General features: G+C 64.6%; 24 protein-coding genes and 2 pseudogenes. 10 read left to right on the top strand and 16 right to left on the bottom strand.

The features are described from left to right. Window positions 1-19 precede the first annotated feature (19 nt). From WBF82_RS14495 to WBF82_RS14475, 5 genes are all read right to left on the bottom strand, one after another. The gene (locus WBF82_RS14495) at window positions 20-1,906 is read right to left on the bottom strand and encodes a M48 family metallopeptidase (RefSeq protein ID WP_424383688.1); all 1,887 of its coding nucleotides are present in this window, start codon (window positions 1,904-1,906) and stop codon (window positions 20-22) included. Window positions 1,907-1,914: 8 nt separating this feature from the next. Next, window positions 1,915-2,448, bottom strand: coding sequence for a LemA family protein (locus tag WBF82_RS14490; protein WP_424383687.1), 534 nt, complete (start codon window positions 2,446-2,448; stop codon window positions 1,915-1,917). A 274-nt stretch (window positions 2,449-2,722) separates the two neighbouring features. Further along, on the bottom strand, window positions 2,723-3,118 hold the full coding sequence (locus tag WBF82_RS14485) for a hypothetical protein (protein WP_424383686.1): 396 nt from the start codon (window positions 3,116-3,118) through the stop codon (window positions 2,723-2,725). A gap of 89 nt (window positions 3,119-3,207) precedes the next feature. Further along, the gene (locus tag WBF82_RS14480) at window positions 3,208-4,077 is read right to left on the bottom strand and encodes an SDR family oxidoreductase (protein WP_424383685.1); all 870 of its coding nucleotides are present in this window, start codon (window positions 4,075-4,077) and stop codon (window positions 3,208-3,210) included. Between the two features lie 140 nt (window positions 4,078-4,217). Continuing rightward, on the bottom strand, window positions 4,218-4,862 hold the full coding sequence (locus WBF82_RS14475; protein ID WP_424383702.1) for a TetR/AcrR family transcriptional regulator: 645 nt from the start codon (window positions 4,860-4,862) through the stop codon (window positions 4,218-4,220). 164 nt (window positions 4,863-5,026) lie between these two features. On the opposite strand from WBF82_RS14475, the gene WBF82_RS14470 reads away from it, so the two are divergent. Next, window positions 5,027-6,511, top strand: a complete 1,485-nt coding sequence (locus tag WBF82_RS14470) for a cytochrome P450 (protein WP_424383684.1) — start codon at window positions 5,027-5,029, stop codon at window positions 6,509-6,511. On the opposite strand, the gene WBF82_RS14465 is transcribed toward WBF82_RS14470, so the two are convergent. From WBF82_RS14465 to WBF82_RS14445, 5 genes are all read right to left on the bottom strand, one after another. After that, on the bottom strand, window positions 6,508-7,044 hold the full coding sequence (locus WBF82_RS14465; protein ID WP_424383683.1) for a homocitrate synthase: 537 nt from the start codon (window positions 7,042-7,044) through the stop codon (window positions 6,508-6,510). The genes WBF82_RS14470 and WBF82_RS14465 overlap by 4 nt on opposite strands. A 191-nt stretch (window positions 7,045-7,235) precedes the next feature. Further along, window positions 7,236-7,640 carry a DUF302 domain-containing protein gene (locus tag WBF82_RS14460; RefSeq protein WP_424383682.1) on the bottom strand — a complete coding sequence of 135 codons (405 nt, stop codon included), beginning with the start codon at window positions 7,638-7,640 and terminating at the stop codon, window positions 7,236-7,238. Between the two features lie 35 nt (window positions 7,641-7,675). Then, window positions 7,676-7,945, bottom strand: coding sequence for a metal-sensitive transcriptional regulator (locus tag WBF82_RS14455; protein ID WP_424076921.1), 270 nt, complete (start codon window positions 7,943-7,945; stop codon window positions 7,676-7,678). A gap of 9 nt (window positions 7,946-7,954) precedes the next feature. Beyond that, window positions 7,955-8,314, bottom strand: coding sequence for a carboxymuconolactone decarboxylase family protein (locus WBF82_RS14450; protein ID WP_424383681.1), 360 nt, complete (start codon window positions 8,312-8,314; stop codon window positions 7,955-7,957). Between the two features lie 25 nt (window positions 8,315-8,339). Beyond that, the gene (locus WBF82_RS14445) at window positions 8,340-9,014 is read right to left on the bottom strand and encodes a helix-turn-helix domain-containing protein (protein WP_424383680.1); all 675 of its coding nucleotides are present in this window, start codon (window positions 9,012-9,014) and stop codon (window positions 8,340-8,342) included. A gap of 120 nt (window positions 9,015-9,134) precedes the next feature. Here WBF82_RS14445 and WBF82_RS14440 point away from each other — a divergent pair, with 120 nt between their 5' ends. Then, window positions 9,135-10,436 carry a cytochrome P450 gene (locus tag WBF82_RS14440; protein ID WP_424383679.1) on the top strand — a complete coding sequence of 434 codons (1,302 nt, stop codon included), beginning with the start codon at window positions 9,135-9,137 and terminating at the stop codon, window positions 10,434-10,436. A 5-nt stretch (window positions 10,437-10,441) separates the two neighbouring features. Here the strand turns inward: WBF82_RS14440 and WBF82_RS14435 are convergent, their stop codons facing one another. Continuing rightward, a complete protein-coding gene (locus WBF82_RS14435; RefSeq protein ID WP_424383678.1) occupies window positions 10,442-11,857 on the bottom strand; it encodes a FadR/GntR family transcriptional regulator in 1,416 nt (471 codons plus the stop codon). A 22-nt stretch (window positions 11,858-11,879) separates the two neighbouring features. After that, the gene (locus WBF82_RS14430; protein ID WP_424383677.1) at window positions 11,880-13,073 is read right to left on the bottom strand and encodes a thiolase family protein; all 1,194 of its coding nucleotides are present in this window, start codon (window positions 13,071-13,073) and stop codon (window positions 11,880-11,882) included. A 51-nt stretch (window positions 13,074-13,124) separates the two neighbouring features. On the opposite strand from WBF82_RS14430, the gene WBF82_RS14425 reads away from it, so the two are divergent. Continuing rightward, window positions 13,125-13,469 (top strand): Zn-ribbon domain-containing OB-fold protein, encoded by a 345-nt coding sequence (locus WBF82_RS14425; RefSeq protein ID WP_424383676.1) that lies wholly within the window; start codon window positions 13,125-13,127, stop codon window positions 13,467-13,469. Between the two features lie 11 nt (window positions 13,470-13,480). On the opposite strand, the gene WBF82_RS14420 is transcribed toward WBF82_RS14425, so the two are convergent. Continuing rightward, window positions 13,481-15,646: an acyl-CoA dehydrogenase gene (locus tag WBF82_RS14420; protein ID WP_424383675.1), complete on the bottom strand. Its 2,166-nt coding sequence runs from the start codon at window positions 15,644-15,646 to the stop codon at window positions 13,481-13,483. A 64-nt stretch (window positions 15,647-15,710) separates the two neighbouring features. Continuing rightward, window positions 15,711-16,469 carry an SDR family NAD(P)-dependent oxidoreductase gene (locus tag WBF82_RS14415; protein WP_424383674.1) on the bottom strand — a complete coding sequence of 253 codons (759 nt, stop codon included), beginning with the start codon at window positions 16,467-16,469 and terminating at the stop codon, window positions 15,711-15,713. A 99-nt stretch (window positions 16,470-16,568) separates the two neighbouring features. Between WBF82_RS14415 and WBF82_RS14410 the strand changes: the two genes are divergently transcribed. From WBF82_RS14410 to WBF82_RS14400, 3 genes and pseudogenes are all read left to right on the top strand, one after another. Beyond that, window positions 16,569-18,104, top strand: a complete 1,536-nt coding sequence (locus tag WBF82_RS14410; protein WP_424383673.1) for an ATP-dependent DNA ligase — start codon at window positions 16,569-16,571, stop codon at window positions 18,102-18,104. Between the two features lie 74 nt (window positions 18,105-18,178). Further along, window positions 18,179-20,485: a carbon starvation CstA family protein gene (locus WBF82_RS14405; RefSeq protein ID WP_424383672.1), complete on the top strand. Its 2,307-nt coding sequence runs from the start codon at window positions 18,179-18,181 to the stop codon at window positions 20,483-20,485. Window positions 20,486-20,767: 282 nt separating this feature from the next. Then, window positions 20,768-21,793 (top strand): annotated as a pseudogene (locus tag WBF82_RS14400) (phosphatase PAP2 family protein); the annotation flags it as partial. Between the two features lie 45 nt (window positions 21,794-21,838). On the opposite strand, the gene WBF82_RS14395 reads toward WBF82_RS14400, so the two are convergent. After that, a complete protein-coding gene (locus WBF82_RS14395; RefSeq protein WP_424383701.1) occupies window positions 21,839-22,777 on the bottom strand; it encodes a D-2-hydroxyacid dehydrogenase family protein in 939 nt (312 codons plus the stop codon). Between the two features lie 98 nt (window positions 22,778-22,875). Here WBF82_RS14395 and WBF82_RS14390 point away from each other — a divergent pair, with 98 nt between their 5' ends. After that, on the top strand, window positions 22,876-23,049 hold the full coding sequence (locus WBF82_RS14390) for a CsbD family protein (RefSeq protein WP_424383671.1): 174 nt from the start codon (window positions 22,876-22,878) through the stop codon (window positions 23,047-23,049). A 65-nt stretch (window positions 23,050-23,114) separates the two neighbouring features. Here WBF82_RS14390 and WBF82_RS14385 read toward each other — a convergent pair whose 3' ends face one another. After that, window positions 23,115-23,582 carry a VOC family protein gene (locus WBF82_RS14385; RefSeq protein ID WP_424383670.1) on the bottom strand — a complete coding sequence of 156 codons (468 nt, stop codon included), beginning with the start codon at window positions 23,580-23,582 and terminating at the stop codon, window positions 23,115-23,117. Between the two features lie 83 nt (window positions 23,583-23,665). Here WBF82_RS14385 and WBF82_RS14380 point away from each other — a divergent pair, with 83 nt between their 5' ends. The 3 genes and pseudogenes from WBF82_RS14380 to WBF82_RS14370 form a co-directional block, all read left to right on the top strand. Beyond that, window positions 23,666-24,496, top strand: a complete 831-nt coding sequence (locus tag WBF82_RS14380) for an oxidoreductase (protein WP_424383700.1) — start codon at window positions 23,666-23,668, stop codon at window positions 24,494-24,496. A gap of 29 nt (window positions 24,497-24,525) precedes the next feature. Next, window positions 24,526-25,404: a polyphosphate kinase 2 gene (gene ppk2, locus WBF82_RS14375; protein WP_424383669.1), complete on the top strand. Its 879-nt coding sequence runs from the start codon at window positions 24,526-24,528 to the stop codon at window positions 25,402-25,404. A 59-nt stretch (window positions 25,405-25,463) separates the two neighbouring features. Continuing rightward, window positions 25,464-25,681 (top strand): annotated as a pseudogene (locus WBF82_RS14370) (hypothetical protein); the annotation flags it as partial.

Genomic DNA, 25,681 nt, shown 5'->3' with positions numbered 1-25,681 from the left:
CGGCAGTGTTCGCGGCGCCTCAAATAACCGGGGGAACCGGGCAGTGCAGCACACCGCACACGGTTCGAAGCAGCTCAGACTCCTCCTCGGTGACCACCCTGTCGGCCATTACCGTCGTCACGACGGCGGCAACAACGGTGGCCTTGTCGTTGCCTTCGAGTCCGTCGATCACCGGCCACACTTGTTCGAGCGCCAGAACGTCCGGAACCGGCACGAATGGGATCCGTGCCTGGGGGTATGCGACAGAGATCCCCGCTTGAAAGGCCGCCGCCGCGGCCGTTGGGTCGCTGTTAGCCGTCTGGGCCAGTAGAGCGATCAGCCGGCAGATCGCGCTTTGCGCGCTGGCCAGATTCTGACGCTTGCTCTTCCACGGCGATCCTGACGTGAGAGCCTCATGTAAGGCAACGAAAACGAGTGTGCCCAAACAGTATTCAAAGATGTTGATCTGACCGTCGGCGTTGATCAGTTCGCCGAGAACCGATGTCATCAATCGCGTCTCAGCCTCGGGGCTAGCACGCAGAGCGGGGAACGCGATGGATGCGACGGGCAGGCGCAAGCTCGGCTCGAGGTTCGCCAGCTCTGCGGCACATCGCCATGACTCATCGGCCACCTGCTTGCCGTGGTACCGCGCGACGATTTGGTACTGAGCCTGCCGGACATTTTCGCTGCGGTCGAAGACAAGCCCGTAGATCAACGGAACCGCAGTGGCGGAATTGTGCGCAAGGTCGGCAAGGTTCTGCGGGACCGCTTTGCGTATGCGCGCCCCAGCCTCGTAGGAAGCGGCGGTCGGGTTACCAACCGCCGCAGCGTATTCGCGAGCACTGACGCGACGTGGGGGCGCTTGCTGGACTGCGGCATCCGTGAAAGCCATTCTGGCGTCCTCTTGTGCGCCGTCCGGCGGCTGACTGGACCAGCGTTGACGCAGCTCGTCGAGGTTGCTGGGAGTAAAACCGGGCTCGAGCACCTGGATGCGCTTGAGCAGCGGCGGGTGGGTTGCGTATAGCGCAGAGATTTTCATGCCTTCGCCGAAGAGCATGTGGCTGACGTTTTCGGTTTGGTGGCTGTTGAGGCGGGAGCCGGCCTCGAGCCCGCCGATCTTCTTCAGCGCCCCAGTCAGCCCACTCGTTTGTCGCGTGTATTGGACCGCTGACGCATCAGCGAGATACTCGCGATCACGCGAGACGGCTGCTTTGATCAGCCGCCCGAAGAAGACTCCGATCCAGCCTGCTGCCAGAACGACCAACCCCAGCGCCCACAACGGGAGGCTGATGCGAGCGTCACGGCTGCGCCCACCCACGTACCACATCATCCGGCCGACGACTGCTAACGCGGTGATCCCGGCCAGCACGCCGATGAGTTTGAGGCTCAATCGCATATCGCCGTTCACGACGTGGCTGAACTCGTGTGCGATCACACCCTGGAGTTCGTCGCGGTTGAGCCGATCGAGCGAGCCCTGGGTGACGCACACGGCCGCATCCGCGGTCGTGTATCCCGCGGCGAAGGCGTTGATGCCCGGTTCTTGCGGGAGGTAGAAGAGCACGGGCACCGGTGTGCTCGAAGCAATTGCGATCTCCTCGACGACGTTGCGGTACCGATGGAGCTTTGGGTCGGTTGGCATATCCGGTACACGTTTCGCGCCGAGGCTTTCGGCAACCTTGATGCCGCCACCCTCGCGCAGCATCATTGTCTTGACAATCGACACCCCGGCAATCATCAGCAGCACTACGCCGCTAACGACCACCGATAGCCCGATCAACTGCTCCGGCGTTGCTGCTCCCTTGGACACCGTCGGCACGATGACCGCGAAATTCACCATCGCCGTAATTCCGAGCACGGCCAAGATAAAAAGCAACACCATCCTTCTCGACGCCGCGCGTACCTTCCGCTCGCGCTCGAAGAAGTCCATGACCTAGGTCAGAACTGAACCCGCGGGACTTCATGCACCTCCGGACCGGCCGCCTCCAGCGGTGCTGCTGCGGTGAAGCCGAACATGCCCGCGAAGAAGGTAGCCGGGAAAACTTCGCGCCTGTTGTTGTAAGCCATCACCGAGTCGTTGTAGGCCTGGCGGGCGAAAGCAACTTTGTTCTCTGTCGAGGTAAGCGTCTCCGAGAGCTGCATCATATTCTGGTTAGCCTTGAGGTCTGGGTATGCCTCACTCAGCGCAAACAGCTTGCTAAGGGCGCCGGTCAGCGCACCTTCCGAGGCTGCCAGCTGACCCATGGCGTTGGGGTCTCCCGGGTTTCCGGTGGCCGCCGTCCGTGCGGTAATTGCGGCGTTACGCGCCTGAATGACCGCTTCGAGGGTCCCACGCTCGTGCGCCATATAGGCCTTGGCGGTTTCCACGAGATTCGGTATCAGGTCGTGCCGCCGGGTCAGCTGAACGTCGATCTGCGCGAAGGCGTTCTTAAAGCCGTTCCGAAGGCGGACGAGCCCGTTGTAGGTGCTCAACGCTACGAACGCAACGATGCACGTGACGATGGCCAGTATTACGACGATGACGATAAGGGCAGTGACCATGTGTCCGCCTGTCCGACTTTGCTACTGACTAGTGGACCGCCATCGTCGCACGTTGTCCGAATCGGGGTGGTGAATATCGATATCACCAGCGGTGAGCAAATCGGCGTCAGCAGTAACCGAATTGGCGCGTCAGGCGCTGAGCGTGGTAGTAGCGGGCTCGCGGATCGTCGTGATTATCGCGGCCGCACTACGCGCGTTGAGAAGGTCAAGTGCTGCTTCCCTCGCCGCGCCTAGTGCCCGCGGTGTGCGCCGGTCCGGGGGCTTCGTCATCGCGATCGGTCTCGGATTGCTGCGCCGCGGGTTGCTCGTCGGCCGGCGATGCGGTTGCGCCACCCTCAGTCTCACCTGGCACCGGCGATTTGTACGACGACGACTCAACCGGTTTAACACCCCCTTCGCCGCCCTCGTCGCTCGGCTTAGCAGATTCCTGCCGACCCTCGTAGGGCGGCACGGCTGAGCCGGTGTCCTGCGGCGGAACCTTCGAGTCATCTCCACGTTGGGGGTCGGCTGTCTCGGGATCGGTAAGTGGTGGGTTGGCGTCCTCGTCGACGTTGCCGGCGGGTCTGTCAGTCTGGCTTCCGGAGCCTGATTGTGCTTCCATAACTACTCCTCGTGCCCGCCACAAGCGCTGCGGCGATGGGCTATCTTCGGCTACCCGTAATGGACCCGCCGAAACACGAGTGTTGTCAGTCAGCGCGGCACCGGCGATGGCCGCAGTGCCCTGGCGAACACCACGTTGACTTGGCGCATCACCACGCTGTAGGGCCACCACGCGACCCGTTTGAACGCATACAGCGCGCGGATATCCGCCGAGGTGTAGATCAGAAACCGATTTCTGCGCACACCTGCGAGGATTTTGTCCGCCGCTTTTTCCGGTGACACCGCGTGCCCGCTAAAGCGACCCACCCAGCGACTAACCCCGGGATCATCGCGATCCACTCCCGCGATCTCGACAGTGTTGACCAGCGGGGTGTTGACGGCGCCCGGCACGACGACCGATACCCCGATGCGGTGCCGGGCCAAGTCGAAGCGCAAGACCTCCGACAGTCCGCGCAGCCCGAATTTGCTTGCGCTGTAAGCGGCATGCCAGGGCAGCCCGATCAGCCCGGCGGCCGACGACACGTTGACCAGATGACCGCCCCGGTGCGCCGCCACCATCGGCGGCACGAAGCTCTCGATGACGTGAATCGGGCCCATCAGGTTGATCGCGACCATCTTGGTCCACTGCTCGTGGGTCAGTCGATCGACGGTCCCCCACGCCGAAACGCCGGCGATGTTCATGACAATGTCCATGCTCGCGTGCTTGGTGTGGATCTCGTCGGCGAACGCGGCGACCTCGTCATAGTTGGAGACGTCCAGCGCACGGAACGCAGGCACTTCTGCGCCCAGCGCACGAGCATCAGCCACGGTCTGCGCCAGCCCGTCGGCGTTGCGGTCCGTCAGATACAGCTCGGCGCCGTGGCCGGCGAGCCGCAATGCCGTCGCGCGCCCAATACCGCTGGCCGCACCGGTAAGAAAGCACCGCTTTCCCGCGAACCCAGATGGACTTGTTTGCGCCATGGCAGATGACGATACCGGCGGTAACATCCCGACGGCCCGCCTCTCCCCCTAGCCGCTTCGCGGCTGGGAGGTACCCCCACCTCACCCCGCTCCGCGAGCTGCATCGTCGCCGGGCGCCGATGGCCCCCGGGCCGCGGGGATTAGGTAGCCGAGCCGCCCCACAACGCGTTGCGCCACAACGCCTCGAGCACCCGCACACCGCGTTGCACGTCGCCGTCGGCGCCGACGAAGGCGGTGTCGCCGGTGAGCATCTGCGCAGTGGTGACCGCAAGCGTGCGCACCAGGGCCGGGATGTCGTCGCTGATGGGGTGGGCGGTACCGGCCCGCAGCTCGTCTTCGACGATGCCGATGATCTGCTCGATCACTTTGTCGACTTGCTGATCGAGAATTTCGCGTATCTCGGCGTCGGTGCTGCGCGCGGCGTTGCATGCCGACATCACCGGGTCGTTGTGCGCATAGACCGCAGCCGCGCTACCGACCATCCGCTGAGCGAAGGCTGCCGGCGATTCATCCGGCCCCCGGGGGGCGAAGTAATGCGTCAGCTCTTCGAGCTCGTGGGTGGCCTCGGCCAGGATCTGAGCCAGCACCGCGTATTTGGAGTCGAAGTAGAAGTAGAAGCCGGATCGGGCCACCCCCGCGCGGTCGCTGATGGTGCTCACCGACAGCTGGGCAAACGGTCTTTCCACAAGCAGTTCGCGCACGGCCTGCACGATGGCCTGTCGCTGGCGATCGCCCCGTCGCGTCGGAGCCGTGCCGGCCTGGTCTTGATGGGTCCCTCTACGGATGTCCTGCTCGGTCTGCACCCCTCGACCTTGCACCACGCCACGCGAAAAGGAAACTTGACAGCCGTCAAGTTTCACCGGAATGATGGCGGTTGGTGACGCCTGCCACACCGCCGGTCAAGGCCGGTTTCCCTTTCTGCGCAGGCGCCGAGGGAGGAACGGCAGCGATGTCAACGGCGACCATCAGCACCCCGCGCTACCTGCTCGATCAGGCGAAGCGCCGGCTGACCCCGTCAATCAACAACTTTCCCGGCATGGCTGCCGTCGAGCAGAAGCTACTGCATACCGACTGGACGCCGAGGAAGCTCGCGGATCCGCCGCCGGGCAGCGGGCTCAAGCCGGTCATGGGCGATCGGGGTCTGCCGGTCCTCGGCCACATCATCGAGATGCTGCGCGGCGGACCCGACTACCTGCTATTCCTCTACCAAACCAAAGGGCCGGTCATATTCGGTGACTCACCGGTCTTGCCGGGCGTCGCGGCGCTGGGTCCTGACGCAGCCCAGATCATCTACTCCAACCGCAACAAGGACTACTCCCAACAGGGCTGGGTGCCGGTGATCGGGCCGTTCTTCCACCGCGGCCTGATGTTGCTCGACTTCGAAGAGCACATGTTCCATCGGCGGATCATGCAGGAAGCGTTCGTCCGTTCCCGGCTGGTCGGCTATGTCGAGCAGATGGACAAAGTCGTCTCCCAGGTAGTGGCGAACGACTGGGTGGTCAACGACCCGCGCTTTCTGCTCTACCCGGCAATGAAGGAGCTCACCCTCGACATCGCGTCGATGGTGTTCATGGGTCATGAACCCGGCACCGACCGTGAGCTGGTGACCAAGGTGAACAAGGCCTTCACCATCACCACCCGCGCCGGAAACGCGATCATCCGCACCAGCGTGCCGCCGTTTACCTGGTGGCGCGGCCTGCAGGCGCGCGAGCTGCTGGAGAACTACTTCCGCGAGCGCGTCAAGGAGCGCCGCGGCAAGGAAGGCAACGACTTACTGACTGTGCTGTGCCACACCGAGGACGAGGACGGCAACAGCTTCTCGGACGAGGACATCGTCAACCACATGATCTTCCTGATGATGGCCGCCCACGACACCTCGACATCGACGACGACAACAATGGCCTACAACCTCGCCGCCAACCCCGACTGGCAGGAACGCTGTCGCGACGAATCCGATCGGCTCGGTGACGGTCCACTCGACATCGAGTCGTTAGAGAAGCTGGAATCGCTTGATTTGGTGATGAACGAGGCGATCCGGCTGGTGACACCGGTGCAGTGGGCGATGCGCCGGACTGTGCGCGACACCGAGTTGCTGGGCTACTACCTGCCTGCGGGGACGAACGTCATCGCCTACCCGGGGATGAACCATCGGCTGCCAGAGATCTGGACGGATCCGCTGAAGTTCGACCCCGACCGGTTCACCGAACCGCGCAGCGAGCACAAACGGCACCGTTACGCGTTCACGCCGTTCGGCGGCGGCGCGCACAAGTGCATCGGGATGACGTTCGGCCAGCTGGAGATCAAGACGATCCTGCACCGGCTGCTGCGCCGTTACCGGCTGGAGTTGCCCCACGCTGGGTACCAGGCGAAATGGGACTACGGCGGCATGCCGATCCCGATGGACGGCATGCCGATCGTGTTGCGTCCGCTTTAAGCGGAGCCGCCGTCCCCGTAGAGCCGGTTCGCGCAGGCGACGACCGCGCTCAGCGCCGACTGTGTCGGGTCCTCCGACCAGCCCATCGCCCACTCGGCCCGGCAGCCGTCGCTGCCCTGGATGAAGGTCGCGGTCGTCTCATCTGACCGCAGCTGATGAAAGCGCAGCATCTCGACCGCTATGCCGTGGTCGTAAAGCATTGCGGTCAGCGCGGCGACCGGGCCGGTGGCGGTGGCGGTCGCGGTTTCGATGCGGTCGCCGAACCCCAGCGTGGCGCGGAATGTTCGGGCCTGCGGACCCAACCGAGTCGCCTTGCGATCGCTGTCAGTGCATTCCCATTGGCCCAACCGCAGTGGTCCGGCGCTGGGAGCGTACGTGGCGGTAAAAGTGGTCCACGACATGGTGTTGGCGTCCTCCCGGATTCCCCTCGGCAGCGCAATGCCGTCAAAGCGGATCGATGGCGATTCGGGTAAGGCGGGCGCTATCTCGCCGATGTGCGAGCCACTCGAAAATCTCAGTTCGGTGATTGTCATGTGCCGGTCTTCTCTGGTTCTGAAGTGGTGACCGACAGGTAGTAGCTTCCGACCCACAGCGGGGGGTCGGTCTGGATCAGACCCCGCTGCGGGTGCTGGCTACTACGAGAAGACTCTGCACGTGGCCGAGGGTAGACGCCGATCGGCGGCCGGTGCAACCCATTAACGCGCCATCGTGCTGCGTTGCTGAGCTAGGCCTGGTTGGCGACTTCTTCGAGGGCTTCCTGGAGCAGTCCGGTCACCGCGTTGGCGATGCCATCCAATCCCGGCTCTTTGGTCACACTGACCATCAACCGGGGGTCCATCGCGTCGACGATGACGGCTTCCGGGGTGTCCGGGTCTTTGCGCACGACGACGTTGCATGGCAACAGCACGCCGATCTGACGGTATGCATCGACCGCTTGGTGAGCGAATTTCGGGTTGCAGGCGCCGAGGATCAGGTAGTCCTCCATGTCCACATCAAGCTTGGCTTTCAGCGTCGCCTTCATATCGATCTCGGTCAGCACACCAAACCCTTTGCGCGCAAGTGCATCCCGAGTTCGGCCGACGGCATCTTCGAATGAGGTGTGCAGGGTCGTCGACAGCGCGATACCCATGATCGACTCCTTTCGCTGGTGATCTTTCGTCTCCGCTACGCCAGGGCGAGGAACAGTTTTTCCAATTCGGACTCGGTCAGCGGGGCAGCGCCGTCGCGTCCCGCGCCGCTGACACACTCGCGAAGCCCGGTTGCGACGATCTTGAACCCGGCCCGATCAAGTGCACGCGAGACAGCGGCCAGCTGCGTGACGACGTCCTTGCAGTCTCGGCCCTGTTCGATCATGGCGATCACGCCGGCGAGCTGTCCCTGCGCTCGCCGCAGTCGGTTCAGGACTGCCGAGATGCTGTCTTCGTCGCCGATCATGACATCTCCTTAAGCGGTCGCGGCGACGTCGGCGAACTCGCAGAACGCGTCGTAAGCGCGGGCACCATAGATGGTGGCCGGCCCGCCCATCATCAGGAAGCTGACTCCGATCGCCTCGGCCGCCTCCTCCTTGGTTGCCCCGGCGCGCGCAGCGCCTTGGGCGTGCGATGCGATGCAGCCGTCGCACCCATGGACGACGCCGATCGTCAGCGCAATGAGCTCTTTGAACTTCGTGTCGAGCGCCCCGGGCGCCAGCGCCCCGTGGCTCAGTTCGCCGAACCCGCGATAGACCTCCGGAATCATCCTGCGCAACGCCCGATGCTGCGGACCGAGTGCGTCGAGTACCTCGTGGTGGTTGTGGTCAGTCATGTCTCGATGATACCCCCCGGGGTATTTATTGGCCACTCCCGGCCCGGGTGATCATCGGCATGAGATAGTCACGCACGTATGCCCGGGTGTCGTCGATCGTGGCGAGATTGATGCTGGTGTGTGGAGTCACGATGAACGACAGCGTTAGTCGGGTCTGGAGCTCTGCGACGGTGCGCAGGTGACGTTCCTGGGCCGGCGTGGTGGCATTAGTGCCGTATAGCTCATCCCGTAGTAGGGCAACCGAGTAGTCGGTCGCGAAATCGATGATGGCGCCGGCATGGACGGTCAAACTGGGCAGGATCGTTTCGGGCTCGGTTCGTAACAGTTTCTTCAGCAGAGCGTGTTCACGCATGAACGTCACCGTGAAGACGGTGTCGTAGACCATGCGGTCTTCAAAAGTCTTGCCATGCAAGCGGGCCCGCGCACTGCCGTCTAGGAAGCGGCGCACCTCGGCCAACACGACTGCGTCGTTGAGTGCCGCTTTGGTCGGGAAGCGCCGGTAAAGGGTGGCCCGCCCAACACCGCTGCGACGGGCGACATCTTCCATCGTGGAGCGCCGCATTCCGACCAGCTCGGCCTGCTCAAGCGCGGCGCGCAATATGCGGGTGGTGATCTCGTCGGGGTTGTCGACCTGGGCAGCGACGGCCGGATCGGGCTCGGCGAGTCGCCGCACGAACTCCGCCGTTGGACTCGACGTCACGGAATTCCTCCTTGCTCACCGGGTTGTGCGGTCGTATCGTGAAGAGAACTAGAGAGACAAAGATTGTATCAATGTCTCGCACGTCTCACCATGCGGTTCGCCGACGCGGAAGGTATTCGTATGAAAATTGGTCTCTGGGCCCGATGGATGGCGCTGCATGGAGTGCCCCGAGCGTTCTTGTCCGCGCAGGCGCGCCGAGGCGACCCGTTAGGACGCCTGCTGATGAGTCACGGACGGGGCGGGGATCCTTACCCGCTGTTGGAAGAGATCAGGGCGCAGGGTCCGCTGGTGCGCAAACCGTTCGTATGGGCCAGCGTCGATCATGGTGTTTGCCGAGCAATATTGCGAAACAACAGGTTCGGCGTTACGGACCCAACGGCGATCAAATTGCCCCGGCCGCTTCGGCCGTTCATCGCCAGGACCGACCCCGGCGTCGCCAATCCAGTCGAACCGCCCGCGATGGTGGTGATGGATCCCCCCGACCACACCCGCTATCGACAACTCGTGGCCCAAAGCTTCACCCCGCGTGCCATCGACAGGCTCGGCACCCGCGTCACCGAGGTGACCCAGGAACTGATCGAGCATCTCGCTGGCACACCGGATCCCGATCTGATCGCCGATTTCGCCGCTCAACTACCGGTCACGATCATCGCCGACATCCTCGACCTACCCGCCGACACCCGTCCGCACCTGCTGGATTGGGGCCACGGTGGCGCCCCTCTGCTGGATATCGGAATTCCATGGACCACCTACCGACGCGCCATCGACGGTCTGCGAGATGCCGATCAAGCCAACCTGGACCACTTCCACCAAGCGCGCACCGGAGAGCCAAGAGAAAACGCGTTCAGCCGACTGGCCGCCGACGGCACCCTCACCGACCGTGAGTTCACGGCGAACGCCGTGCTGCTCATCGGCGCAGGCTTCGAGACCACGGTCAACCTGATCGGCAACGGCATCGTCGTGCTGCTGCAAAACCCCGCGCAGCTGGCGAAGTTGCGTGAGGATCCCGACCTGTGGCCCGCCGCGGTCGAGGAAATCCTGCGAATCGACAGCCCAGTCCAGATGACCGCGCGCACAGCGGGTTCCGATGTCGAAATCGCCGGACGTCATATCGCCGGTGGCGATATCGTCGCGCTGCTCCTAGCCGGCGCCAACCGCGACCCCCAGGTGTTCGCCGATCCCACCAAGTTCGACATCACCCGGACGAACGCGCGCGACCACTTGGCGTTTGCATCCGGTGTGCACGCCTGCCTGGGCGCCGCTCTGGCCAGAATCGAAGGCGCCACCGCGCTGCGCATGCTGTTCGAAGCATTTCCCGACCTGCGCCTCACCACGGTCCCGCCACGTCGGGGTCTGGTCAACTTGCGCGGATTCACCAGGCTGCCAGCACAACTGGGGAGCAGGCGGGCAATAACCGCCTAAGCGGCTTACAACCACCACGACGCGGTGGCGTCCAAGTGCCGACGAGCGCGGTAACGCGCCAGGCTGTCGTCGCCATCCGCGATCGCCTCGATGATCCGCAGGTGGGCTCGCTGCACGTCGACGAGGTCGCTACGGCTTGGGGCCGGCTGCTCGGTAGTGCTCCAGTGCCGTCGAAATACCTCGACGATGATCCGCAGGAACAAGTCCAGCACCGCATTACCGGCCAGCTCAGCCAATCCGGTATGGAACAGGAACTCCTCCATACCCGCCTTGCGCAGATCGTTGCCGGCCTCCTCGATGATCAGCCGATGCCTGTCGAGGAATGCCCGAACGTCTGGCGCGTCGCGGCGTTTGACGACCTTTGCGACGTTGTCGATCTCGATCGCGTCACGCACCAACCGGAGATCGTCCCCACGAGGTTTGCGGAATTGCAGATACAACGCGATGGTGTCAATGCTGGCCTGCGCCTGAGGTTCTGCCACCACCAGCCCGCCACCCGGTCCGCGACGCATCTTCGCAACGGCGTGGTACTCCAGCAGCCGCACCGCTTCCCGCAGCACCGAACGGCTCACCCGATAGCGTTCCAGCAGTGCGACTTCGGTCCCGAAGACCTCGCCGATTTGGCGGCCACTGGCGGCGATGTCATCGCGGATCGCGTTCGCCAGCACCTCGGCGAGCTTGCCAGCCGGCGCTTCGCGGTCCAATCCGCGTCGGTTGCGCGCTCGACCGGGAGCCTGGTGGTCGTGCAGCCAGGCGGTCACCGATTGCGCGTGGCGCTCGCTGAGTGTCTTGGCTCTTGCCGAGTCGCCCGCGGTGACAGCGGTGACGATGTCGGCGTGATCCTGATGTCTGCGCTCGATCGCCTCGAGCCCGTCACGGGCCGAGTCTAGTCGCGAACCTTGCGCATACCGGACGGTCAATCGCATCAGAATGTCGATGAAGAGTTGCAGCACAGGGTTTTTCGACTGCTCGGCCAAGGCTGCATGGAACTCGTCTTGCGGCTCCTCGGCGCGCAGCACGGCACGCAGCCGGTCGATGCCGGCTTCGTCGATTCCCTCGGCGGCAAGCGATGCCGCCAACGGCTCCAGCAGCAGCCGCGCATCGAGCAGATCGCCGATTGTGGTCCCCAGGTACTCCAAATAGATGATGATGGCGTGCGTCGCGGGGGCGGCGTCGGGCTCGCAGACGAGCAGTCCACCGTTGGGCCCGCGACGCATGCGCGCGACTTGGTGGTGTTCGACGAGCCGAACGGCCTCCCGCAACACCGATCGGCTCACCCGGTACCGCTGTTGCAACGCTTGCTCGGAGCCCAGTGATTGACCGATCGGCCAACCGCGCCGAATGATGTCAGCCTCGATGCGGCGTGCGATCTGCGAAGCTCGCTTATCGGACCGTTGCTCAGCGTGAGCCTGAACGCTCAATTGTACACTCGCACAGAGTGAATCAGCATGTCAGCAGCATGCATCCGGCGATCGGACCGCCGCCGACGGCGGCCACCGCGACTTCCGGCCGGCGGGGCACCTGCCGCTCCCCCGCCTCGCCGCGTAGTTGCAAACAGGTCTCGTGCAGCAGCCAATAGCCGTGCATGCGGCCCGCCGAGAGCTGGCCGCCATAGGTGTTCAACGGCAGGCTGCCGTCGAGGGCGATCCGCTCGGCCCCCTCGACGAATGGACCCGCTTCGCCGTCACCGCAGATTCCGAGGGCTTCCAGCCACGCGAAGGTGAGGAAGGTGAACCCGTCGTACAGCTCCGCGAGGTTCAGATCGCTCGGCGTCAGGTCGGTACGCGACCACATCTGCGCCGCCGCATCTGCTGACGCCATCCTCGGATAGTCCGCCCGGTGAAACCAGCCGCCCGCGCCGTCGGTGCCTCCGATCGCCTCGACCTTCACCGCCCGATGCGGACAGTCCTTGGCGTAGTTTGCCCCCGAAACCACCACCGCGATCGACCCGTCGATCGGGACGTCACAATCCAGCAAACCCAGCGGGGTGGATACCGGCCGCGCGGCCAGATAGTCATCCATGGTCATCGGATCTCGGTACACCGCAAGTGGATTCAGCGCGGCATTACGCCTGCTGTTGATCGCCAGCCAGCCCAGCTGCTCTTTGGTGGTTCCATACATCTCCATGTGCCGGCGGCAGTTCAGCGCAAGCCAGTTCGCCGCGGAATATGCGTGGGCGGCGACGAGATCGTTGACATCGTCCATCGGCCCGACGGCGGGTGGCTCAGCGCCCTCGGGTGTCTGGAACATCCGGGCCAGCGGCGGGGCAGGCGCATTTTCGTCCCGCTTCACCGGGACTGTGCCGCCCAGCATTTGGATCGTCCGGTAGATGACCACATGGCGCGCATGCCCCTCGGACACCGCGCGGCACGCCGACATCACAGGACTCAGCAGACCACCGGTGCCGAATCCCGAACCGCAGTCGGCGGCCTCGATATGCAGCTCGGCGAGGACGTCGGCCGCGGGGGTATCGCCCAGGGTGGCGATGCCGTCGACGTCCGCCGCAGCCAGGCCGGCGTCGTCGATGGCGGCGCGGACCGCTTCCATGGTGAGGTCCAGCCCGGGAATACCAGTGCGACGGCCGATTCGGGAGATGCCGATACCGGAAATGATCGCGTCTTTTTCGAAGTAGCTCATCTGCGCCGTCCGTTAGACCAACCCAAGACAATAGAGTGTACTGTATTGCTCGTGTCAAAGGCGACGTCCGAGCTGCTCATCGAGCACTGCGACAATTGCGCACACTGGGTGCATCCCGCGGCCGGCGAATGCCGCGACTGTGGCGGGCCGCTGATCGCGCGGCCGGTGTCGGGTCGCGGCACGGTGTTCACCTACACGGTCAACTATCACGCGTTCAACCCGGAGCTTCCGACGCCCTACGTGATCGCCCTCGTCGAGCTCGTCGAGCAGAGCGGACTACGGGTAGCGGCGAATATCGTTGACTGTGAGCCTGATTCAGTCACGTGCGGGATGGGCGTCGAGGCGCTGCCGGAGCCAGGCGCCGGCGGCGCACCCCGCTTCGCCCCGGCTCCCTAGCGCGAGCAGAGCTACTTGATCAGCGGGTCGCGCGGCATGCCGAGAATCCGCTCGGCGATCTGATTGCGGGTGACCTCGGAGGTCCCACCGGCGATCGCCATGCCGCGTGCGCCCATCACCATTCGGCTGACCAGTCCGGCCGGCCCGTCGGTGAGGGCGATCTCGGGTCCAAGCAGCGCCGCGGCGATCGCCGCACCTTCACCCATGTGATCGGCGAGCTTGAGCTTGGTGATGTTGCCTTCGGGCCCCGGCCCCGCCCCCTCCACGCTGCGAGCAGCACGACGTAAGTTCAGCAACCGCAGCGCGTGGTCTTCGGCCAAGAAGTTGCCGATCCGAATCTTGGCGCCAGCCAGCTGATCTGCCTGCTGTTGGGCCAGGCCGATTAACTGCGCGGCGATCCCCTCGTAGAACCCCCCGCCGCCTCCGATGCTGACCCGCTCGTTGCCCAAAGTGGCCCGGGCGACGGTCCATCCGGCGTTGGGCTCTCCGACAACGTCCTCATCGGGGACGAACACATCGTTGAAGAACACTTCGTTGAATTCCGAGCCTCCGGTGATCTGGCGCAGCGGTCGCACCTCGACACCGGGCCCCTTCATGTCGATGATCATCGCGGTGATGCCGGCGTGTTTCGGAGCTTCGGGATCGGTGCGCACGGTGGCCAGCCCGCGGCGGCAATACTGCGCGCCGCTGGTCCACACCTTCTGTCCGTTGACCTTCCACCCGCCGTCGGTTCGGGTGCCGCGGGTCTTGACCGCGGCCGCGTCCGAACCGGCGTCGGGCTCGGAGAACAGCTGGCACCAGATTTCGTCCTGGCGCAGCGCCGCTTCTACGAATCGTTCGATCTGCCAAGGGGTTCCGTGCTGGATCAGGGTGAGGATCACCCATCCGGTGATGGAATAGTCCGGACGCTTGATACCTGCGGCGGCGAACTCCTGCTCGATCACCAACTGCTCGACGGCATCGGCGGCCAAGCCCCATGGTTTGGGCCAGTGCGGCATCACGTAGCCGGTCGCGATCAATCGATCCAGCCGGCCTTTCTTGTCCAGCGGGGCGATCTCGTTGGCATCAGCCCGAATTCGTGTGCGTAGTTCTTCGGCCTCCGGCGGTAGGTCGAGGCTGTTGGCTCGGGCGGTTCCGGCTGCGGTCTGGTCGAAGATGTCGCCTGCAGGTGCGTCGCCGCCGAACAGGGCGCGCACGGTCATCGCGCGGCGCAGGTGCAGGTGTGCGTCGTGCTCCCAGGTGAACCCGATTCCACCGTGCACCTGGATGTTCAGCTCGGCATTGCGGGCGTAGGCCGGAAATGCCAGCGCTGCTGCGACCGCGGCCGCGAGCCGGAATTGCTCCTCATCTTCTCCGGCGGCACGAGAGGCGTCCCACACCGCGGCAACCGCCGACTCGGAGCCCACCAGCATGTTGGCGCAATGATGCTTGATCGCTTGGAACGTGGCGATAGTGCGGCCGAATTGCTGGCGCACCTTGGCATAGTCGACCGCGGCGTCGACACAGTCCGACGCGCCGCCGACGGCCTCAGCCGCCACCAGCGTGCGGGCTCGGGCCAACGCCGATTTCAGGGCCCCCGGCAGGATGTCGTGATCGCCGACGCTGACGTTTTTCAACCCGACCCGACCCGAGCGTCGAGCCGCATCCAGGTTGGCGGGTACGTCGACCGATACGCCGTCGCGATCGCGTTCCAGCACCAAGACGTCGCTGCCCGCGGTGATCAGCAAGAGGTCGGCCAGCCCGGCGCCGAAGACGATCCCAGCATCGCCGCTGGCCACTGCGCCGTCGACGGCCACGTCACCGCCCAGGCCGACCCCCGCGGTGACCGTGCCGTCGGTCAACCCCGGCAACAACCGGGCCTTCTGCTCGGCGGTGCCGTTGGCGGCGATCACCGCCGAGGCAATCACCGTCGGTAGGAATGGTCCCGGCGCCACCGCCCGGCCGAGCTCTTCGATCACCACCACGAGTTCGGGCAGCCCGTATCCCGAGCCGCCGTAGTCCTCCTCGATGTGCAGGCCGAGCCAGCCGAGTTCCACGAGGTCATGCCAGAACTCGGGACGTGCTTCGTCGGAAGCGTCCAGCAGCGAGCGGGTGGCCCAGCGGGCCTTCTGCGACGTGAGAAACCCGCGGGCGACCTCGGCGAGTTCGCGATGGTCGTCGGTCAGTGCGATACCCATTCGAGGGCCTTCCTCATCGATGCGGAGGCTGCGTGCAAATAGTGTACTTAATCCGGCTACAGCGTCACTTGGGGGCGAACCGCTGGCCGGCGTCGAGCCGCAGGCACTGGCCGTTGAGCATCGGGTTGTCGATGATGGCGGCGACCAGCTTGGCGTACTCCTCGGGGCGGCCGAGACGCTTCGGGAAAGCCGCATCCTTGGTCAACGCGGTGGCGAACTCGTCGGGAATGCCCTTGGTCAATCCAGTGGCGAAGAGGCTTGGCGCGATGGCTAATACGCGGATACCCAGCGATCCGAGATCGCGTGCCATGGTCAGGCACATGCCGGCGATACCCGCCTTGGCCGCGGTGTAGGCGACCTGCCCGATCTGGCCCTCGAATGCCGCGATCGACGCGGTGTTGATGATGACACCGCGCTCGTCGTCTTCGGGCTCGTTGCGGCTCATGGCGTCGGCCGCCAGCCGGCTGATGTTGAACGTGGCGATCAGGTTGAGATCGATCACCGATTGGAAGGACTCGAGGTCGTGCGGCCCCGACTTCGACATCGTCCGCTTCGCGATGCCGCCACCGGCCGTCGTCACCGTGACGTGCAGGCCGCCCAGACTCTCGACAGCAGCCTTCAGTGTCTCCTCGGTACCGGCAAAATCGGTGACGTCGATCGGATAAAACGAGCCACCGATACCGGCGGCGACGTCCTTGCCGTCCGAGCCCTCTCGATCCAGAACCGCGACGCTCGCCCCGCGGGCGGCCAGCAGCTCGGCGCTGGCGCGGCCCATCCCCGAGGCGCCGCCGATGACGACCACCTTCTTGCCGTTGATCTCCATGCAAACCTCCTTGTTTGTTCGGACCGAGTGCCCGCGCTTAGCCATGCACGCTATCGCGGCCGCGCGTGACGTTGTCGGTCAGGCGTGTAAAGGTGGGCTGTGCTGCTGATCGACGTGGCGACGACCTCGACCGAGGTGGGTGGCTGCGCTTCCCGGCTGGCCAAAATCGCGCGGATCTCCGACCTGCTCAGCCAAGGCAAATCCGATCCCGCGCTGGTCGCGATCATCGTGTCGTGGCTGTCCGGGGAGCTGCCGCAACGCCAAATCGGTGTTGGCTGGGCGGCTTTGCGGTCGTTACCACCTGCCGCGGCGCAGCCCAGTCTGACCGTCGTCGGCGTCGACGCCACCTTTTCTGCGATCGGCGGCGTCTCGGGTAAGGGCTCGCAGGCCCGGCGCGCCGAGCTTGTCGCCGGATTGTTCGCGTCTGCAACCGAAACCGAACAGACGTTTCTGCGGCGGTTGCTGACCGGCGAGCTGCGTCAGGGCGCGCTCGCCGGCGTGATGGCCGATGCGGTCGCCGCCGCCGCGCAGATTCCGGCCGCGGCAGTACGACGGGCGGCGATGTTGGGCGGGGACCTGCCTGCCGTCGCCGCCGCGGGCCTGACCGGTGGAACTGTCGCGCTGGAGGCGTTTACCCTGCGCGTGGGCCGACCGGTCGGGGCGATGCTGGCCCAGACCGCAACCAGCGTCACCGAAGCACTCGAAAAGCTTGGTGGGACAGCGGCTTTCGAGGCGAAGCTGGATGGCGCACGGGTGCAGGTGCATCGGGCCGGCGATCAGGTGACGGTGTACACCCGAAGCCTCGACGACGTCACCGCGCGGCTGCCCGAAGTGGTCGAGGCGACCCTGGCGCTACCCGTCACCGACTTGATCGCCGACGGCGAGGCAATCGCATTACGCCCAGACGGGCGGCCGCAGCCGTTTCAGGTCACCGGATCGCGTTTCGGCCGCTCGGTCGATGTTCCGGCCGCCCGAGCAGCCCAGCCGCTGTCGGTGTTCTTTTTCGACATCCTGCATTACGACGGCATCGACCTGCTCGACGCTGCGACCAGCGAGCGGATGGCGGTGCTCGACCAAATCACCTCGGCGCAGAACCGGGTCGATCGGCTGGTGACGGCGGATGCGGTAGCCGCCGCCAATTTCCTGGAAGCGACGTTGGCCGCGGGACACGAAGGCGTGATGGCCAAGTCGTTGGAGGCCCGCTACGAGGCCGGGCGCCGCGGTGCCGGCTGGCTCAAGGTGAAGCCGGTCCACACCCTGGACCTGGTGGTGCTGGCTGTCGAGTGGGGGTCGGGACGGCGCCGGGGGAAGCTGTCCAATATCCACCTCGGTGCCCGCGACCCGGCCACCGGCGGTTACGTGATGCTGGGCAAAACCTTCAAGGGGATGACCGACGCGATGCTGGACTGGCAGACCGCACGATTCCACGAACTAGCCGTCGGTCCCACCGACGGTTACGTGGTGCCGCTGCGCCCCGAGCAGGTGGTCGAGATCGCCTTCGACGGAGTGCAACAGTCGTCGCGATACGCCGGCGGTCTTGCCCTGCGATTCGCCCGGGTACTGCGCTACCGCGACGACAAGGGCCCCGACCAGGCCGACACCATCGACACCGTGCGTGCCTTGCACCGAAGCTGAATCAGCGGTTGCGCGGCTGTGAACGTCACGGCGCGACACGCCGACGGACGCTTCAGTCGCGTAGGGTCCCGGCCGTGGAAACCCACAGTGACGCCAGTGGGTATGTCAGCTATATCCACACCGACGCCGACTTGCCGGCGGTCGCGATTATCGACCGGTCCCCCATCGGCACCAAGCACAAGATCGTCTTCGGGGCCATCGCCGTCTTGGGTGCGGTGGCTTGGGCAAGCATCGCGTTCGTTCGGGGCGAGACGGTCAACGCGGTGTGGTTCGTCGTCGCGGCGATCTGCACCTACGTCATCGGGTACCGGTTCTATGCGCGGCTGATCGAGACGAAGGTCGTTCGCCCGCGCGATGACCACGCCACCCCGGCTGAAGTGTTCGACGACGGCACCGACTTCGTCCCCACCGACCGGCGCGTTCTTTTCGGTCACCACTTCGCCGCAATCGCCGGAGCCGGACCGCTTGTCGGACCGGTGTTGGCCACGCAGATGGGCTATTTGCCGGGCAGCATCTGGATCGTCATCGGCGCGGTCTTCGGCGGCTGCGTGCAGGACTACTTGGTGTTGTGGATCTCCACCCGGCGCAGGGGCCGTTCCCTTGGCCAGATGGCTCGCGACGAGCTGGGCGCCACCGGCGGGGCCGCCGCCCTCATCGGCGTCCTCGCCATCATGGTGATCCTGATCGCCGTTCTTGCGCTGATCGTGGTGAGGGCACTGGCCCAAAGCCCGTGGGGGGCGTTCTCCATCGCGATGACCATCCCGATCGCCCTGTTTATGGGCTGCTACCTGAGGTTCCTGCGCCCCGGCCGGGTGTCAGAAGTATCACTGATTGGCTTCGTACTGCTGCTGCTGGCCGTGGCGTCCGGCAACTGGGTGGCCGAAACATCCTGGGGCGCATCCTGGTTCACCCTGTCCCCGGTCACGCTGTGCTGGTGGTTGATCATCTATGGTTTCGCCGCGTCGGTGCTGCCGGTGTGGTTACTGCTTGCGCCGCGCGACTACCTGTCGACGTTCATGAAGGTCGGCGCCATCGCGCTGCTCGCGATCGGCATCTGCATCGCGCGGCCGGAAATGCAGGCACCCGCAATCTCGCAGTTCGCCACCAAGGGCAACGGTCCGGTGTTCGCCGGCTCGCTGTTTCCGTTCCTGTTCATCACGATCGCGTGCGGCGCGCTGTCCGGATTTCACTCGCTGATCTCGTCCGGGACGACACCCAAGCTGCTCGAGAAGGAAAGCCAGATGCGGCTGATCGGCTACGGCGGCATGATCACCGAGTCGTTCGTCGCCGTCATGGCGTTGATTACCGCGTCGATTATCAACCAGCATCTGTACTTCACCCTCAACGCGCCGGCCGCCCAAACCGGGGGCACCGCGGCCACCGCGGCGGAATATGTCAACAAGCTCGGCCTGTCCGGCGCGCCGGCCACCGCCGACCAGATCAACCAGGCCGCCAGCAGCGTCGGTGAGAAGTCGATTGTGTCGCGTACCGGCGGAGCGCCGACGCTGGCGTGGGGTATGTCCGAAGTTCTGCAGCGGGTATTCGGTGGGGCCGGGCTCAAATCGTTCTGGTACCACTTCGCGATCATGTTCGAGGCACTGTTCATCCTGACCACCCTCGACGCGGGGACCAGGGTGAACCGCTTCATGCTGTCTGACGCGCTGGGTAACTTCGGTGGGCCGCTGGTCAAACTGCGAAACTCAAGCTGGCGCCCCGGCGTATGGATCTGCAGCCTCGCCGTGGTGGCGGCATGGGGCAGCACCCTGCTGATGGGCGTGACCGATCCGCTGGGCGGTATCAACACGCTGTTCCCGTTATTCGGTATTGCTAATCAGCTGTTGGCGGCGATCGCGCTGATCGTCATCACCGTGGTTGTCGTCAAAAAGGGTGCAGTGAAATGGGCCTGGATTCCAGGGATTCCACTGCTGTGGGATCTTGCGGTCACGCTGACCGCATCGTGGCAGAAGATTTTTTCTCCAGATCCCAACGTGGGCTACTGGACTCAGCACTCCCAATATGTCGCCGCCAAAGCGGCCGGTAAGACTGCGTTCGGTTCGGCGAAGACGGCCGATCAGCTGAACGACGTTATCAGAAATACGTTCATTCAAGGCACTTTGTCAATCCTGTTTGCCGCCGTCGTTGTGATCCTGGTTCTGACCGCAATCATTGTCGTGTACAAGGTAATTCGCGGCTACGGCAAACCATTGACGGAAGACGATCCAGTACCGTCAAGACTGTTCGCGCCGTCGGGCATGATCTCTCGCGCCGCTGAACGCGACCTACAGAAACAGTGGGACGAGCGCAGTCTGACGCAGACGCGCCAACCCGGTTCCGGCGTATCTCCGGCGCAGTCTCCTACTATTGGGGTGGATCTTGATTAGCACGGCAGCCGAATTCACAGCTGTCACATAGGGTCACGCGATCGGGTGGCAACGAATCCCCCGGCTTGACGAATGGCGCTCCTGCGTCGTTTCTAAGGCGTTGCGCTACAGCGTTTCTGACGAAATGTTTGGTTCAATCGCAGATGGCTATAAGAATGAACAGATGGAAAACGGCCGGGAACGGATAAGGTGCGACTGGTGACAGTAACAACTGATCGCAGGATCCGGCTCTTCAAGGGTGACCCGCAAGCGGTAGCCACCCGGCTGCTCCGCCGTCCACAAATGCCGAAGGGCACACCGTTGGCGCGCCCCGATTCCGTCGCCGACTTTGACCTCGGACCCGTCGAAACCCGGGAGCGGTGGCTCACGTTGTCGCGGCGGATGGCGGTCACCACCTGGGCCCTTGTTGTGACCTACCGGTCCCTGACCGACGGGCTCGCATTCAATCGTGAACTGCTGCTGCTGTATATCGCCACCGGGCTCATCGCCGCCAGCATCGGTCGCGGGCACAAGGTGCTCGCGGTCGTGCGCGACTGGCTCCCGTTCGCGCTTGTGTTGGTGGTGTACGACCTCAGCCGGGGTGCCGCAACGCTGGTCGGAGCTCCCACGTTGTGGCATTTCCAGCCGCAGGCAGACCGGTGGTTGTTCTTCGGCACCGTCCCGACCGTGTGGTTGCAGGAGCGCATCAAGATGCCGCAAGCGCCGTGGTGGGAAGTGATCATCAGCGGGATCTACATGTCGTTTTTCGTCCTGCCCTATGTAGTCGCCGGGGTGCTCTGGCTACGCAACCGCAGCGATTGGGCCGCGTTTGTCCGACGGTTCGTGGCGTTGTCCTTCGCGGCGCTGGTTGTCTACATCGTGTTGCCGGCGGCGCCGCCGTGGGCGGCCGCCCGCTGCACGCCGGCCGACGTTGCCGGTGGCCCGTCCAATCCGCTCTGCATGTTCGGCAACCCCGCAGTCATCCCGGATGGCGGGCTGCTGGGCGCCATGCACCGCAGCCAGCCCGGTGCCAACCTCTTCGTCGAGCGGATATCGACTCGTGGCTGGGGAACATTGCACTTGCAATCGGCGGGAGCACTGGTCAACTCCGGCCAGGCCAGCGTGAATCTGGTCGCCGCGATCCCCTCGCTTCATGCCGCAGTGACGGCGATGACGTCGGTCTTTCTGTGGCGGCTGGTAAAGGCGAGGTGGCGACCGCTGCTGGTGGCCTACCCGTTGGCGATGGCCTTCGTGCTGGTGTACTCCGCCGAGCACTTCGTCGTCGACATCCTGTTGGGCTGGGCGCTGGCGTTGGTCGTGATGCTGGCAACCCGTCTCGTCGAGTCGTGGTGGTATCGGCGCCGCGCTACCACCTCAATCGCTGCCGGCTTGCCCCAGCCAGCGGGCGATCTTCGTGGCGGCCTCACCGTAGAAGGTGCGGTAGACGCGGTCGGCGGCGTAACCGATGTGCGGGGTAGCGACCACGCTGTCCAGCGTGCGCAGCGGGTGCCCGATCGGCAGCGGCTCGGTGTCGAAGACGTCGAGGCCGGCCCCGGCGAGCCGGCCCGACCGCAATGCGTCGATGAGAGCTGGCTCGTCGACGATCGGGCCGCGGGATGTGTTGACTAACAACGCCGTCGGTTTCATCAGTGCCAATTCGGCGGCGCCGACCAGACCACGGCTGCGTTCGCCAAGCACCAGATGGATGGTCAACACGTCGGCGCGACCGAACAATTCTTCGCGTGAAACGTAGGTCGCCCCGGCTTGTTCTGCGGTCTCCGGGTTCAGGTTCGTACTCCAGGCGATGACGTCCATCCCGAACGCCGTCCCGACCCGCGCAACCCGGCTGCCGATCCGGCCGAGGCCCAGTACACCCAACACCCTCCCGCCCAATTGGCCACCCACCGCCGTCTGCCAACCACCAGTGCGCACCGAGAGGGTTTCATCGACGATCCGGCGAGAGGTAGCAAGGATCAGTGCCCAGGTCAGTTCGACCGTCGACTCCACATAGCCGCCGGTCGTGCTCACGTAGATGCCACGTTCCTTGGCGGCCGCGACGTCGATGGAAGCGTTGAACGGCCCGGTTGAGGCGATCATCTTCAGCCGCGGCAGGCGTTCGATGACGGCACGCGTCAGCGGTGTGCGCTCGCGCATCACGCACACCACGTCGAACGGCGCCAACCGCTGCACGACGGCGTCGGAGTCGGCGAGGTGATCGGTGAAGACGGTGATCTTGGCGCGCGCCGCCACCTCCGACCAGTCGGCCATGGTCAGCGCGACATTCTGGTAGTCGTCGAGGATCGCGACCTGCATCGTGTCAATGTCCCACACGTGGTTTGACAGGCCCGCGGGCCGGGTATTTACCCCGACGCGAAGCAGCATCAACCAGATTGAAAAGGGAGCTGGAACGCATGGGAGCCCACGAGAAGGTGAGCAACAAGATCGACGACGTCGCCGGCAAGGCCAAAGAGGCGGTCGGTAGGGCCACCGGAGATAACGACACCAGGGCCGAAGGAAAGCTTGACCAGGCGAAGTCCAGCCTGAAGGACGCAGGCGAGCACGTGAAGGACGCCTTCAGGAAGTAAGCGGCACACAAGCCAGCACAGAGGACGGCCACCGGACGACGCGATCCCCGGTGGTCTTCCGCTTTCTACGACGCGGTCCAATGCTCGCCCGAGGCGTCGCTTTCGGCCGGCTCGTTGCGCCCAAAGATGAACGGCGCGAACACGATTTCGCGGCCATCCGGGTCACGGTAGGTAACCGCGCCGACCGCCGCCCAATACGGATGGGACTCGGCCCGTTGTATGCGCGCCCGCGACAGCCGCGCTGTCGCTTGCTGTTGCGCCGTGGCATCCGGGAAGTACAGGCAGAGCTGTTCGTGAGCATCGACCGCGACAGGTTCGTCGGCCTTGACGATTTCGAAGGTCAATGCGGATCCGGGCAGACCGAATATCGCGCCGGTGCTGCCATAGCTATCCCCGAACGTGGCATAGAGCGGCAGTCCGACGAGGTCGCGGTAGAACTGGACGGTTAGCTCGAATTGTGCCGAGCGGCGAGCGAATCGGATCGCACCGATCGACGCCAATTCTTCGGGCCAGGTGGTCGATGGTTGGTTCACAGCGTTGACGTTAAGACCTCAACCATTGTTTAGGTCAACCGCAAGAGTTGACCTCGCGGCGTGAGCCGAAGTAGACATTCATGATGTCCACCTGGCTCATCACCGGCTGTTCCACAGGGCTCGGCCGAGCGCTTGCCGAAACTGTCATCGGCCGCGGCCACAACGCTGTCGTCACCGCACGCGAGGTCACGAAGGTCGCCGATCTAGCGGACTCGGCACCCGAGCGTGCACTGGCTGTCGCCTTGGATGTCACCAAGCCTGACCAGGTCGCCGACGCCGTCGCTCAGGCCGAAGAGCGATTCCAGGAAGTCGACGTGCTGGTCAACAACGCCGGCTACGGCTACCGCGCCGCGGTGGAAGAAGGCGACGACGCCGACGTCCGCGCGCTGTTCGAGACGCACTTCTTCGGCACCGTCGCGATGATCAGGGCCGTCCTGCCGGGCATGCGTGCCCGCCGCAGCGGCGCCATCGTCAACATCTCCTCGATCGGCGCTCAGCTGACCCCGGTCGGATCGGGCTATTACTCCGCGGCCAAAGCCGCGATCGAAGGCCTCAGTGGAGCCCTGCGCGGCGAGCTCGCGCCCCTGGGTATCTCGGTCACCATCGTCGAGCCCGGCGCATTCCGCACCGACTTCGCGGGCCGCTCGTTGGCCCAATCGGCCACGGTGATCGACGACTACGCCGCAACCGCCGGGCAACGCCGCAAAGAGCACGACACGATGCACGGCAACCAGCCCGGCGACCCGGCTAAGGCCGGGGCCGCAATCGTCTCCGCCGTGGAGTCGGCGCAGCCCCCCGCATTTCTGCTCCTCGGAGCCGATGCCCTGGCCGCATATCGCTACGTCGCGGACGGACGCGCACAGGAAATCGCAAAATGGGAACAGCTCACCGCCAGCACTGATTTCGACACTTGAGAGTTGCCGTCCTGGGCTAGCGTCAGGGCATGCCCGAAATCAATTTGGAAACCCTGTCGACACCCGACCATGGATACACCGTCGACGATCGGGATGACGACGATCCGGTTCTGCTCGACCGGGACGGCAATCACATCGACACGTGGCGCGAGCGCTACCCCTACGACCACCGACTGCCGCACGACGAATACGAGTGGCTGAAGCGGCGGCTGCAAATTGAGCTGCTGAAGCTGCAAAACCAGGGCAAACGCAGTGGCACGCGGCACGTGATCGTGTTCGAGGGCCGCGATGCCGCTGGCAAGGGCGGCACCATTCAGCGATTCATGGAGCACCTCAACCCCCGCAGCGCACGGGTGGTGGCGCTGGAGAAGCCGACCGAACGCGAACAGACGCAGTGGTATTTCCAGCGCTACATCAGCCACCTGCCGGCCGCCGGCGAGATGGTGTTGTTCGACCGGTCCTGGTACAACCGGGCCGGCGTCGAGAAAGTGATGGGCTTCTGCACACCCGGGCAATACGACGAATTCATCGAGCAGGCACCGCTTTTCGAGCAGATGCTTGTCAGCAACGGCATAACGCTGACCAAGTTCTGGTTTTCGGTATCACCAGCCGAGCAGCGCACGCGGTTCGCTGTGCGGGTGGTCGACCCGGTGCGGCAGTGGAAGTTTTCGCCGATGGATATGGAGTCCATTAACAAGTGGGACGACTACACCGCGGCGAAGGAGGCGATGTTCGCCACGACGGATACCGACGTCGCACCGTGGATTGTCGTCAAAAGCAACGACAAGAAGCGTGCTCGAATCAACGCCATGCGCCACCTTCTCGCCAAGTGCGACTACGACGATAAGGACCAGGAGGTTGTGGGAGAGCCGGATCCGTTGATTGTGGGCCGCGCGTTGGAAGACTGATCTGCGCCTCGGCCGACGGGGTCCTTGCGATTTCGTCCGCGGCGGGCATCCTTACCGGTATGCACCTGATCAACGGGGTCCGTGACCCGGCAACAAGTTTTCCGCTCGACACTGCCATCGACGATGCAGGTGAACCTCGGCAGGCCAACCGCGCGATTGCGGTCAGCGCCGTAGGACTGGCACTGACCGGGCTCGTTGAATTGGCCATCGCGCTGGTATCGGGGTCGGTGGCGTTGCTGGGCGATGCATTGCACAACTTGTCGGATGTCTCCACCAG

Source organism: Mycobacterium sp. (genome assembly GCF_049673265.1).
Taxonomy (GTDB): Bacteria; Actinomycetota; Actinomycetes; order Mycobacteriales; family Mycobacteriaceae; genus Mycobacterium.
Note: the sequence above shows the minus strand (reverse complement) of the source record. Positions and strands in the feature narration are given on the sequence as shown.